Here is a 13,000-nt window from a genome sequence, read left to right on the forward strand (position 1 = left end):
GTGGTGCCGGGACCGGCGTATTTATGGGCCGTCGCGCAAGGAGCTTGAACGTGTCGTTCGCTCACAACGGCAAGATTATCTGGACACCTGGCTGATCGGAACCAGTGATCGGCTTTCGTCAGATGCGGTGGCGTTATTGGAAGCCTCGCTTGCCGATCCGGACAGCTCGACCGGATTCAACAGGATGAAGGGTGACGCCGGACAGGCAACGCTCGACAACATTCTCGACGTGACCGAGAAACTCGCCTTTATCCAGAGACTTGATCTTCCCCATGATCTCCTGACGGCTACGGGCAAGCCATGGGTCGATCAGATTGAGGCCACCGCAACCACTGTTCCGTATGCAACGCTAAGCAAGAACAAAAGCAGATTTTGGAATTCTCAAGCGGGAGCTGGCCATTGGCTCGCGATCAAGAGAGCCAGTTTTCGATCTTGAGGCCGGCGACGCGGCTGAATTCGTCAATATTTGCGGTGACCAGAACGGCACCCAATGCCAACGCATGGGCGGCGATCAGGAGGTCATTGGGGCCGATAGGTTTACCGCCTGTTTCCAGAGCAGACCGGATCGCACCATATTCTGTGTCCGCAGGCACGTCCAAGGGCAAGACCTCAAACCCCTCCATGATGGCTTCCACCTGGCGTTGCAATTTCTCCGATCCACGCTTGGCACAACCGTAGCGCAATTCGGCGGCGGTGATGATGCTGATGCTCAGGGCATCGCTGCCGAGTTCAGAAATCTTCTCGAAAACCCTGCCTTGAGGGTTGCGCACCAGGTCCGACACGATGTTGGTGTCGAGCATATAACGGGTTGTGCTCACAAATTGACTTCTGTTGCCGGGAGCAGTCCGGCGTCAATGTCATCCGGGAACCAGTCATCGACGCCAAGTGGTTCAAGGCCGCGAAGGATGTCGAGCAGCTTCTTCTGCGGCGCAGGCTCGATAATCAGCCGGTGACCCTCGCGGTGAATGAGCACCTTTTCTCCGGGCAGTTCAAACTCCACAGGGATGCGGACTGCCTGGCTGCGATTGTTGCGGAACAGTTTTGCTTCCCTTGCGGCGGACACGGGCAATGCTTGGGCCATCAGAACCTCCTTTGTATATGGTTATGTATATGCCAATTGCGCCCCCAAGTCAATAAGGGTGTTTGCCGATGTGCAATTCACGCAGGGCGTTGGACCCCCAAACGCCGCATTTCTCGATAGACCGTAGATCGGCCAAGTCCGAGCTGTTTGGCCGCTTCGGCGGGAGAGACACAGGATTCCACAAGCTTGATCGCGGCTTCGACCTTACCTTGGTCGAGCGGTTGCCGCCCGGGATTTTTGCCCTTGGCTCTTGCCGCTGCGATCCCGTCTTTGGTGCGCTCCGAGATCAGGCGTCTTTCAAAATGAGCGATAGCACCAAACACATGGAAGATGAGCTCGCCGGCAGCCGACGAGGTATCGATCTTCTCTTCCAGGCTGAGCAAGGCGATGCCGCGCATTTTGAGCGTTTCAACAGAAGTTAGCAGTTCGTTGAGAGAACGCCCAAGTCTGTCGAGCCTTACGACAGCCAATGTGTCACCTTTGCGGGCGAAGCCGAGCAGATCAGCTAAGCCAGGCCGATCCATGCTTTTGCCTGATATGACATCTGTGAACACACGAATGGCGCCAGCCTTTTCAAGCCGCATGGTTTGCCCGGCGACATCCTGATCACCAGTGCTGACGCGCGCATATCCCAATATATCGTTCAAATGGGTGTCCTCCAAACGTCCGTTCTGTGGACGGGATAGCGCGGAACCAGGATGATGCCCAGAACCAGTCCATAAAATACGTCCCCCAACTCGGTTTTGTCTACTATCATTATACCCCTTTTATGGACGAATCGGAGAAAAGTCATGGCGCGACGGGACCTGTTGAACGAGGACGAGCGCCACCTGCTGTTCGGGGTCCCTGTGGATCGCGAAAGCTTGGTGAAGCACTATACGCTGTCGCCATCAGACGGTGCCCTGGTTTATGCACGGCGCGGGGCAGCGAACAGATTGGGCTTTGCTGTCCAAATGGCTCTATTCAATCATCCCGGTTTTTCGCTGGCTACTTTTGGCGAAGTGCCCAAGCAGCTTATCGCCTTCATGGCTGACCAGCTGGGAGTGCCCGACGACAAGTTCAATGACTATGCCAAGCGCATCCAGACGGCGACCGACCACGCGCTGGAATTGATGAACGTGCTTGGGCTTCGCCACCCGGCTGAGTCTGACCTCGGGTTGATGATCGAGGCAGGTGCCCGAGCTGCCTGGAGCACTGAAAATGGATTTGACATAGCGGGTGGCATCGTCGCTGCTTTGCGCGATGGCGGCATCCTTTTGCCCACACCGGGTCGAATCGAACGAACCGGAATCGCTGGCCGCGCCCGCGCGCGAAAACAATCCTATGCGGCATTGCTGTTGGATGCTTCCGCCGAGCAGCTCACCAAGCTCGACGACTTGCTGATCGTCGATCCGAAAACGGGCATCACGCCGTTGGCATGGGTGCGCGAAATGACAACAGCGCCAAAGGCTGACAATGTTCGAGGCCTAATTGACCGGCTGAACTTTGTGCGCGGCATCGGCATTGCGAGCGCCGCTGCCGACAATATTCATACTGAGCGGTTCCGCCAGCTCGCGCGCGAGGGCCGGGTTACACCTGCTCATCTTCTGGGTCGCTATACGCAGCCGCGACGGCGTGCGATCCTGATCGCGCTGATGATCGACCTGGAAGCCCGCCTGATCGACGCGGCGCTCGACATGGCGGATCGAATGATCGCGGGCAGCTTTACACGGGGCGGCAATACCAAGAAGCGGGTCTATGCTGCGACAACGCGCGATGTTGGACGACTGATGCGAATGTTCTCGCGGACAATCGATGCCTTGGCCTTGGCGCAAGACGGGCAGATTGACGCCTTCGACGCGGTTGATGAAGCGGTGGGCTGGCACAAACTGCTTGCTGCGAAGGCGGAGGTGAAGGCAATTGGCGACCTTGCCGAAGAGGACCCGCTGGTGCGGGCTTCGGATCGTTGGGTAACACTGCGCAAATTTGCGCCCGCACTTCTCGAAGCAATCCAATTCAAGGCGGGACCGGGTTCGTCACCGACACTGAATTTGATCGAGGTGCTTCGTGAAAACGCACGGACTGGGCGGCGCGACATCCCCGAAAATACTCCGATGCCGTTCAAGAAAGAATGGCGCTCGCTGATCACCGCGAGCGGTAAGATTGATCGCCGCTTGTTCGAGACTGCCGCGATGGCGCATGTCCGCAATAAATGGCGATCTGGCGATATCTGGATCGAAGGATCGAGCAACTACCGCCGTTTCGATAGCTATCTGCTCCCGCAGAACAAGGTTGCCCCTGTTGCAGCCACGTTGGGCCTTCCAGGGAGTGCCGACGAATGGATCAAAACCCGTGCAGCAGAACTGGATTGGCGGTTGAAGGGATTCGCGTCCCGTTTGGCCAAAGGCAAGCTCGAAGGGGTCCGGTTTGAAAACGGCAAATTGTCAATCACGCCGGTTCGTGGTGGCGAACGCGCCGATGTCGATATTCTCGCGGCAAAAATCGATGCGTTGATGCCGCGTGTCCGGATCACCGAGCTTTTGCATGAAGTCGCGAATGAGACCGGGTTTCTATCGGCGTTCACCAACCTGCGCACGCGCGATACACACAGCAGCGAAAGCGCTTTGCTCGCAACCATCCTCGCCGATGGTTCCAACCTCGGCCTCGCGCGCATGGCGGAAGCCAGCCAGGGCGTAACGCCCGATCAATTGCTGTGGACGCAATCGGCATACATGCGCGAGGACACATACAAAGGCGCACTCGCCAAGATTATCAATTCTCACCACGCCCTGCCAATTGCCAGTGTTTGGGGTCAAGGGACGACATCATCGTCCGATGGACAGTTTTTCCGGTCAGGCAAACGCGGCGGTGCGGCGGGTGATTTCAACGCGCGCTACGGCGTTGATCCCGGCTTTTCGTTCTACACCCATGTCTCCGATCAGCACGGCCCTTATAATGTCAAAGTCATCTCTGCGGCCACGCACGAAGCACCCTATGTTCTTGATGGTTTGCTCCATCACGGTTCGAGCTTGCCAATCGACACGCACTATACCGATACAGGCGGTGCCAGCGACCATGTGTTCGGGTTGTGCAACATGCTGGGTTTCCGATTTTGCCCACGATTGCGCGATTTTCCCGATAGGCGCTTTGCTTCGTTCGAGCCGATCACCCGTTATGCAGCCATCAAGCCCTTGATGGGCCGCCGTGTGAAACTCGATGTGATCCGCGCACACTGGGATGACGTGGTTCGGCTTGTTGCATCGCTCAAAGCCGGAACGGTTCAGCCCTCGGTGATGCTGCGCAAACTCGCCGCCTATGAACGGCAAAACCAGCTCGATCTGGCACTTCAGGAAATTGGCCGGGTTGAGCGGTCACTGTTCATGCTGGATTGGCTCGAAAGCCCGGCATTGCGGCAGCGGTGTCAGGCTGGCCTTAACAAGAGCGAGCAACGCCATCAACTGACCCAGGCGATCTGCACGTTCAAGCAAGGGCGCATTGCAGAGCGGTCGCATGAAGCCCAGCAGTTCCGGGCTTCCGGACTTAATCTGGTGATCGCGGCTATTGTCTACTGGAACTCGACCTATTTTGCGGATGCCGTCGGGCATCTGCGCAGCCAGGGTGAAATTATCCCGGACGAACTCCTGGCCCACACTTCACCCGTGGAATGGAATCATATCGCGTTTTCGGGCGATTTCCTCTGGGATCGAGCTGCCACCACGGCTGTGAAGGGCCGTAGGCCGCTCAACCGCGTTGAAAATCGGTGGGCGGCTTGAGCAACAGGAAGCGCGTTCCTCTAACGTTCTTCCTTAGCGTTGTTTACGGAGCAATGGTTGCGGTAGCCTCAGATTGTTCGCCGCGTTGCCGGTGAAAAGGCCTCGGAGATGCGCCGGCATGCGCCGGCGCGACAGCTCGGCCTTTATGCGATTTATCTAATGTCGCGGGAGGCGCAACTCACTGACGCGATGATCGACCTGCTGATCGAAACCGTTCACAAGATCGGAACGCGCTCGAAACGCAAGGTGGTGGGCGATATCGCGAAAGACATCGAGCGGGTCTATGGAAAGGAGCGCCTGCTGGTCGAGATCGCCAGCGCCTCGATCAATGAACCATCGGGGCGCATCTGCGATGTCATTTTCCCGATCGCCGGTAAGGCCAAGCTGGCGGCGATCGTCAAGGAGAGCCATGCGAAGGGCGCTCTGGACCGGCGCATCTACAAGGTGATGCGTGGTTCCTGGGCCAATCATTACCGGCGCATGCTGCCAAGCCTGCTTTCCGTACTTGAGTTCCGGTCGAACAACGCGGTGTGGCGGCCGGTCCTGGCGGCCCTCGACTGGATCAGGAGCAAGGTGGATGGCGGATGCCGCTTCGTGCCATTGCAGGATGTTCCGATCGATGAGGTGATTCCAGCGCGATGGCGCAGTTCCGTCATTGATGACGATGGGCGGGTAAACCGGATCAGCTATGAGCTTTGCGTCCTGACGCAACTGCGCGACCGCATCCGCTCCAAAGAAATCTGGGTGGTCGGGGCGGATCGCTATCGCAATCCCGATGACGATCTTCCCAAGGACTTCGAGATCAGGCGAGATGCGTACTATTCCGGCCTCAGCCTGACGCCAGATGCGCAGGCGTTTTGCGCCTCGATCCGGGAGGAGCTTGAACGGGAACTGTTGCTCCTCAATGCCAATATTCCACAAAACGACAAGGTCCGGCTCCTGTGGCGCGGCGACAACCGGATATCGATTACACCGTTCAAGCCCTTGCCCGAACCGAAGGGTCTCGCTTCGATCAAAAGCGAGATCGGTCAGCGCTGGCCGATGACCGGACTGCTGGACGTGTTGAAAGAGGCTGCTCTGGACACGGGATTGATGGATGCTTTCGAAACGTCGGCCTCGCGGGTTACCCTGTCGAAAGCAGCCTTGGCTCAGCGTCTTTTGCTGTGTCTCTATGGCTTGGGCACGAACGCCGGGCTCAAGCGGGTCGCTGGCGCAACACCCGATGTCAGTTACGAGGAATTGCTGCATGTCCATCGCCGTTTCATCCACGCGCCAGCGCTGAGGGAGGCGTGCGCGCGGGTAGCAAACGCGACACTGGCAATCCGCAATGCCGCAGTATGGGGAGATGCGGGCACGGCATGCGCGTCCGATTCAACGAAGTTCGGCGCGTGGGACCGCAACCTGATGACGGAATGGCACGCCCGCTATGGCGGCCGTGGCGTCATGATCTACTGGCATGTGGAGAAGCGCGCGACCTGCGTTTATTCCCAGCTCAAGCGGTGCTCTTCCTCGGAGGTCGCCTCCATGATCGAAGGCGTGCTACGCCATTGCACCGACATGGAAATCCAGCGCCAGTACGTCGATAGCCACGGCCAGAGCGCAGTCGGCTTTGCGTTCTGCCGACTCCTTGGATTTGAGCTTGCCCCGCGGCTGAAAGCAGTGGCACGCCAGAAACTGGCCCTTCCCCAAGCCGGCATGCGCACGCGGCTTTCCAATTTACTGCCGATCCTCTCCAGCCCGATCGACTGGGACGAGATCGAGCAACAATATGACGAAATGGTCAAATATGCCGCTGCCATGCAATCGCGCACCGCCGATCCGGAAGCGATCCTGCTCCGGTTTGCCAGAGCCGAAGTGATGCACCCGACCTACAAGGCGCTGAGTGAACTCGGCCGCGCGGTCAAAACAATCTTCCTATGCCGGTATTTGCGTCAGGAGGCATTCCGCCGCGAGATCCACGAAGGGCTGAATGTGGTTGAGAACTGGAACGGCGCTAATGGTTTCGTGTTCTTCGGCAAGGGCGGCGAGATCGCCACCAACCGCATCCATGAGCAGGAAATCTCCGTTCTGGCGCTACACCTCCTGCAAGCGTCGCTGGTGTATGTGAACACCCGCATGCTTCAGACCGTACTGGTTGAGCCGAAGTGGGCGGGGCGGATGACGCCGGAAGATTATCGTGGTCTCACGCCGTTGATCTACAGTCATGTGAACCCTTATGGCCGCTTCGACCTCGACCTGAACGACCGGATTGATTTTGGACGGCTTGCAGCGTGAGGCGGCTGATCGGCCTATAACATTTGGGTACACCCCAGAGTGATAGGGCCGAGTGACACCATTCGTCTGTCACAAAAGGGTGGGTTTGCGCTCAATGTGACGATACACTGCAAGAGCCACCCTAATGTGACGGATTTTGCACTTGGCTCGTATCGGATATGCCCGCGTCAGCACCACGGACCAGGATCTGGATATCCAGATTGGCCGCCTCAAGAATGCAGGTTGCGAAATTATCCGTTCCGAGACCGGATCGGGGGCCTCGCGGAGCGGGCGCACGGAACTGGAAACGATCATGCAGTTTATGCACACCGGCGACGAGCTGGTCGTGCTGCGGCTCGACCGGCTCGGCCGCTCCACGCGCGATGTCCTGAACCTGGTGCATGAGCTTGATGAAAAGGGAGCTTCGCTGCGCATCCTTGAGCCAGAGGTGACGACGGCGGGCGACATGGGGCGAATGGTCATCACCATACTCGGCATGGTCGCCGATATGGAGCTGAAGTTCATCAAGGATCGTCAGCGCGCCGGGATCGAAGCGGCGCGCGCCGAAGGCGTTTACAAAGGCCGGAAGAAGAACGTCGATGACGATGAAATCCGCCGTCGCCTTGCCGCCGGCGCCAGCAAGGCCCGCGTTGCCCGCGACCTGAAGGTCTCACGAATGACCGTCTATCGGGCGCTCGACATTATTCCGTCACAGACCAAACTGCCGGAAAAGCCGCCCACTGCCAGCATCGCCCTGCATCTGATTATCGAGAACTTCAACAAGCGTGGAAGAGGTAGAAAACCCGCTCGGGAGCGGATTGAGGCGATGCTGGAACGCGACTACGCCATGGTAAAAAACGGCAATTGTGATTACAAACTGACCGTCGCCTATGACCCCGATCCGGATGGCATTTCCCTTGATGAGGAAATCCAAAGCCTCCTCTCCGAGATGTTCAACATCGCAGAGAGCTACAATTGCTCCATGGAAGCCGATATCTACGAGGTCGGTGGTCAGCAACGGTCCTGGTAGAATCAATCAAGCGTTCAGTGTTCGTTCTTCAACCTGGCCAAAATCGCAGCTTCGGGCCGACTGGGCCTATCAGGCCGCTTCGTCGCCTCACAGCATCCGCGCGCTCAAGTCCGACATCGAAGCATTCGACAGCTGGTGTCGGCGCACCAACCGGATCGCGCTGCCGGCGACGGCTGAGACCGTGGCCGATTATCTGGATGCGCGGGCGGGGAAGGGGAGCCGTCCAGCGTCGCTATCCCGGTACAAGGCGTCGATCGCCAAGATTCATCAACTGCTCGACCGCCAGGATCCGACGCCGGCGCCGCTGGTCAAGTTGCGGCTGCAGGCCGTGCGCCGTGAGAAGGGGACGGCGCAGAAGCAGGCGCGGCCGCTGCGGTTCAAGGGCCCGGTGCGCGACGTCGAGCGTGACAAGGCGCGTGGGCTCAACATCCGCGCGCTGCTAGAGAGCTGCGGAGACGATCTGCCGGGCCTTCGCGATCGTGCATTGCTGTCGGCGGCCTATGATACCGGCCTGCGAGCCTCCGAACTCGTGGCGGTGGCCGTCGAGCATATCGAGGAGGCGATCGACCCCGAGTCACGCCTGCTGCAGATCCTGCGCAGTAAGGGCGATCAGGACGGGGAGGGGGCGACCGCCTATCTTAGCCCCCGCACCGTCGCGGCGATCATGGCCTGGACCGAGGCTGCCGAGCTATCGGCCGGGCCGCTGTTCCGGCGGGTGCAGGTGCGGCGCTACAAGGCGCGCGCCGCCGTGCGCGGTCGGGCGATCGACAGCATTTCAGGTCGTGAGGCTTGGGACCTGCGCAAGACACTCTCGAAGCCTGCCGTGAAGGCGCGCGTCGAATATGACATCGGCAGCCTGGCGCTCCACCCGGGCTCGATCGGGCCGATTTTCCGGTCGATCATCAAGCGGGCGTTCGACCTCGGCGCGCTGCCCGATCTGACAGCCGAGGATTTGGCCAGATTGCTAAAAGGGATCAGCGCGCACTCGACACGGATCGGGCTGAACCAGGATTTGTTCGCGAGTGGCGAGGATCTCGCGGGTATCATGGATGCTTTGCGGTGGAAGTCGCCACGAATGCCACTGAGCTACAACCGTAATTTGGCCGCCGAAGCGGGCGCCGTCGGCCGCCTGATGGACAGGTTGAAATGACCGCGCCCGGTATCGACAGCTGCTCCCTAGCCCCTTTGTATTTCGAGGCCTTCTTTGGTGCCAGCACGGGGCGGTGCAACGGCTTTCTTAGATTGTGCCCAAGGTGTTGTCTAATCGCGAACCGCTGAGCAAGCACCTTTTCGCAACATCACTGGGCTGCCGTGGCGGGATGACAGGCAGCTGCAGTCATAAAGATCGACAGGCTCGGTACCCTGGCGCCTTTAAGGTGGGCGCTGCCAGGAGCATGGTTGTCTGCGCGGTCGACATGTTCCGCCGCATGATGGGTTTCGCAAGAGAGGCCTTCCAGTGTGGTGCGCGCATTTTGCCGACAGTAATTGCAACTGGAACGTTGTTGGACGGAATGGCCTGACCAACGTCCCGACGAGACGACCGGGCGCCGGATACCGGCGTGATCGGCTATGGTTTTTCCTTCTAGCTTCCTCGTGCACTGGTTTAAGGCTTTGCGTTTGCTGACCTGTCGAACAGCTCGCCAGTCTTCAGCATCTGATGCATTATGACTGCCAGCTTGCACGCGTCGCTCTGGTGCCCCGCAAACGAGCTGCTTCCCGAGCTCTGCGGTCTGGCTGCGCATGCTGCGCCATGCTTCGAGGATGGGCAAGATGATCCGCTCCAATGCAGCATTGGTGCTCAAAAGGCTCCGGACGTGCCCTTCAAAGACTCGTCCGGAACCCTTGGGAATGATCAAACCGAATCAGCAACGGAAGTCGATAATGCATTGCAGCGTCACTTTTGGCGATTATCTGATCCGTCGATCCTCCGTCCCGTTAGCAGGCCTTTGGCGCCCTTGCCTTCGAACTTGAACTCGAAGTCTCTCCAGGTTTTCCTCCAGCGTCGCGCCACGTATCTTTCTCCTGGTCTTGCTGCATCATCGAGCATGATAAGGCCTCCCGGTGCGATACGTTCGAAAAGGCGTTCCGCCATTCCTCGGGTAAAGGGATGTATTGACCAAGGCGGTCCATCTATGACAAGCAGATCAATTGTCTTTGGAAGGTGATGCAAGACATACCATAATCCAGGCCAGGCCTTGTCCCGAAAGTTCAGCGGAGCATGGCTGAAACTTGCCGACAGGTGGTGCTCAGCGAGCCAAATGCCCATCTGCTCAACGAACGGTTCATACTGATCGTAGCTGTATAAATGCCCGCCACCGTGAAGCGACAATGCTTTGGCGATAACCAGCGAAGTTACTCCGGAACCTAATTCCACAACATTTTTCGGTTGTCGGACTTCAATCTCATCAACAATCCTGTGAAGAAGGTAAGTGTCTGCTTTCCAGCTGCCAAGATGAGGCAAGGCGTCCTGTTCAAGGTTTATACGCTCAAGAACAGCATTTTTTTCAGCTTTGTTTCCCCCATAAAGGCTTTTCAACAGCCAAGGCCATTGGATGAGCGCAAAGAATAGCTGGAACAGGGTTTCGCCCTTTGTGCGCGCGGTGCCTGTTTCCTGCGGCATCTTTTTGGCCAGCATGCCGGTCAGATTTTTGGTCGTCAACTTTCGTCACCTTCGTTATGGATAGCAGTCCAGTGAGCGAGGCAGCAGCCAGTTACCGAGTGTCATCTTAGGCAAACCCACCAATGTATGGCGCTCTGCACAGCAAGTCGTCCGACCCTCGATGATCTGGAGCAAAATCTCTTCTCCCATGCTCGTCCCTCTAGGAGGTCGACTGGCGCCCTAAAAAGCCGAGAATTGCGGCAGAAAAGGCGTCGTTTGCATCGCCTGCGACCATATGCGTGGCATCGATTATGTCGGTATATTCAGCATGCGGCGCCAATTCGCGTAGATGTTCGACAGCGCCTTTCGAGACAAGATCACTAGATCCGCCCCTGATCAGATGAAGCGGTAGCGTCAAATTAGCGGCAGCCTTGTATAATATATTGACTTGCTGCTCCTGATGCGCGGTATCGCTGCAATGTGCAGCCACCATATTGCTAATAAATGCTGGATCCCAGTGCCAGTAATAGCGGCCATCCTCTTTATGCCGGAGATAGTGCCGCAGGCCATCACCCGCTCTGCGCTTGCGACGATGAGGCATGTAGCGCGCAATGACTTGTGCAGCTTCTTCCGGAGACGAAAAGCCAGTCTCGACATGTTCTTGCATGAAGCTGACCACCCGCATCACGCCGCCCGGATCGATACGCGGGGCTATATCTACAAGAGTGAGCGACGCGAAGCTGCCTGGGGCGAGGTCTCCTTCGGCTATCATTCCGGCAAGGCCGCCAAGGGAGGCGCCTACCAGAGCCGGTTTGCGATCCATTCTTGATGCTACCGCGACGAGATCGGCCGCAAAGTCGCGCACGTCATAGGCACCTGCGCTCGACCAGTCGCTGTCGCCATGCCCACGCATGTCGATAGCGATAGCGCGAAACCCCGCCTCGACCAGATCTTGCATTACCCGCTTCCAGGCGCGGCGAGTCTGACCCGCCCCGTGGGCAAGCAAGACGGGCATCGCCCCGCACTCGCCCTTCACTTCAACAGCCAGGCTGATACCAGCGGCTCCATCGATTGTGCGATTCTTCCCGGTCATCCACCAGTCTCGGTCTTGCAGGCCCGATTGAAGATAAACCCCTTAGTCCATTTTTGGCGTTGCCTTTGCGCCACTTCAGGACGTTGCATCCACACACGCGCGAAGAATTGAGAGGGTCGTTCTATCGTCCTGACTTCGTGCTTCACAGAAGCTGATTGCGCGCCTGTGCATGAAGACGAGGGTTGGTCCGTTCCTGAGCGGTCGATCGCGATCATCTATTTCCGTTCCTCAGTCGTGGGCCGGTAGTCAGGTAGTTTGGGAGATCCCAAGCCTTCCCGGTCAATCTTCTTGGCCGCATCGCCCACGCGTCGAACTGGTTCGCGAACGGAGCGGGCGGTTTCGGCGATTTGTTGCGCATCCCCTTCCAATTGCCTGATCCGGGGCCGTGCGTGTGCAATGGATAGGCCCAGAGACCGGGCCTTGCCTTCGGCATCATGCAAGGGCCGGCCGAGGCTGTCGCGAAGACCGCCCCGCGATGCCTCGAGCCTCAGGCGAAGCCTCTCCGCGTCGTCTCCCGCCCGAGCCATCACATTCCCTAGAGAATGGATCCTGTCTTCCTGCAGGACCTCCGCCGCGATTTGACTGGCATCGCTTTTCCAGTCCCGCGAGCGCAGCGCGAGTTGGCCAAGACGTTCCTCGATTGATCGCTGACCGGCAGGGTCCAGCTTCTTTGAGATGCTCTCGGCACCTGACGATATCTTGGCGATCATCTCGCCTGGATTGAGATCACCGCTCAGGAGACCGCCGGTCTTCACTGGCACAAGCGGGAATGGCTGTCCCGCTTGAACTGTAAGTGCCGGTTCACGCTTGTTGCTTCCCGCCAGGCTTATTTCTGCCGATCCATCGAAGAATGATTTATCGATCGACGCTGTCACGCCGCGATGGAGTAAGATGTCCTTGGTAAGGACGAACCGGACCATCACCGTACCCGGATTTGAAGGTTGGAGCCGGACCTGGGTTACTTTCCCGACGGGAACACCAAGAAGGTTGACGCCCGATCCGATTTGAACGCCGTCGACCGATTGTTTAAACTGCACCTCATACGTGGCCCCGTCAGCCTCACGCGACTGGATGAGCCACAGGGTGAACCCAATGACGGCGGCTATGAGCAGGCCGACAACAAGGCTCACCTTCAACCAGTTCGAACGCGTTTCCATGCGACCTAGAAATCCTGGAGCCGGCAGCGCGACAA

At 58.3% G+C, this 13,000-nt stretch carries 9 protein-coding genes and 2 pseudogenes; 5 read left to right on the top strand and 6 right to left on the bottom strand.

Annotation, left to right across the window (positions count from 1 at the left end; all coding sequences use genetic code 11):
* Positions 1-436: pseudogene (locus FE851_RS24785) on the top strand (hypothetical protein); the annotation flags it as partial.
* Here the strand turns inward: FE851_RS24785 and FE851_RS24790 are convergent.
* From FE851_RS24790 to FE851_RS24800, 3 genes are all read right to left on the bottom strand, one after another.
* On the bottom strand, positions 411-800 hold the full coding sequence (locus FE851_RS24790; protein ID WP_145206867.1) for a type II toxin-antitoxin system VapC family toxin: 390 nt from the start codon (positions 798-800) through the stop codon (positions 411-413). The pseudogene FE851_RS24785 and the gene FE851_RS24790 sit on opposite strands and share 26 nt — an antisense overlap.
* Before the next feature lie 14 nt (positions 801-814).
* On the bottom strand, positions 815-1,081 hold the full coding sequence (locus FE851_RS24795) for an antitoxin (protein WP_145206868.1): 267 nt from the start codon (positions 1,079-1,081) through the stop codon (positions 815-817).
* Between the two features lie 77 nt (positions 1,082-1,158).
* Positions 1,159-1,728 carry a recombinase family protein gene (locus tag FE851_RS24800; RefSeq protein ID WP_145206869.1) on the bottom strand — a complete coding sequence of 190 codons (570 nt, stop codon included), beginning with the start codon at positions 1,726-1,728 and terminating at the stop codon, positions 1,159-1,161.
* A 144-nt stretch (positions 1,729-1,872) separates the two neighbouring features.
* Between FE851_RS24800 and FE851_RS24805 the strand changes: the two genes are divergently transcribed.
* From FE851_RS24805 to FE851_RS24820, 4 genes and pseudogenes are all read left to right on the top strand, one after another.
* Entirely contained in the window at positions 1,873-4,833 is a 2,961-nt protein-coding gene (locus FE851_RS24805; protein WP_145206870.1) for a Tn3 family transposase, read from the top strand.
* A gap of 69 nt (positions 4,834-4,902) precedes the next feature.
* A pseudogene (locus FE851_RS24810) lies at positions 4,903-7,107 on the top strand (Tn3 family transposase); the annotation flags it as partial.
* A gap of 142 nt (positions 7,108-7,249) precedes the next feature.
* Positions 7,250-8,116 carry a recombinase family protein gene (locus FE851_RS24815; RefSeq protein WP_006953933.1) on the top strand — a complete coding sequence of 289 codons (867 nt, stop codon included), beginning with the start codon at positions 7,250-7,252 and terminating at the stop codon, positions 8,114-8,116.
* Positions 8,094-9,266 (top strand): site-specific integrase, encoded by a 1,173-nt coding sequence (locus FE851_RS24820; protein WP_315850639.1) that lies wholly within the window; start codon positions 8,094-8,096, stop codon positions 9,264-9,266. Before FE851_RS24815 ends, FE851_RS24820 begins: the two co-directional genes overlap by 23 nt.
* A 744-nt stretch (positions 9,267-10,010) precedes the next feature.
* Here FE851_RS24820 and FE851_RS24830 read toward each other — a convergent pair.
* From FE851_RS24830 to FE851_RS24840, 3 genes are all read right to left on the bottom strand, one after another.
* A complete protein-coding gene (locus FE851_RS24830) occupies positions 10,011-10,775 on the bottom strand; it encodes a class I SAM-dependent methyltransferase (protein WP_021245286.1) in 765 nt (254 codons plus the stop codon).
* Positions 10,776-10,935: 160 nt separating this feature from the next.
* Entirely contained in the window at positions 10,936-11,808 is an 873-nt protein-coding gene (locus tag FE851_RS24835) for an alpha/beta fold hydrolase (protein ID WP_021245287.1), read from the bottom strand.
* A gap of 215 nt (positions 11,809-12,023) precedes the next feature.
* Positions 12,024-12,965 (bottom strand): MlaD family protein, encoded by a 942-nt coding sequence (locus FE851_RS24840; protein ID WP_009824042.1) that lies wholly within the window; start codon positions 12,963-12,965, stop codon positions 12,024-12,026.
* Positions 12,966-13,000 lie beyond the last annotated feature (35 nt).

The organism is Sphingobium sp. B2 (genome assembly GCF_007693735.1).
Taxonomy (GTDB): Bacteria; Pseudomonadota; Alphaproteobacteria; order Sphingomonadales; family Sphingomonadaceae; genus Sphingobium; species Sphingobium xenophagum.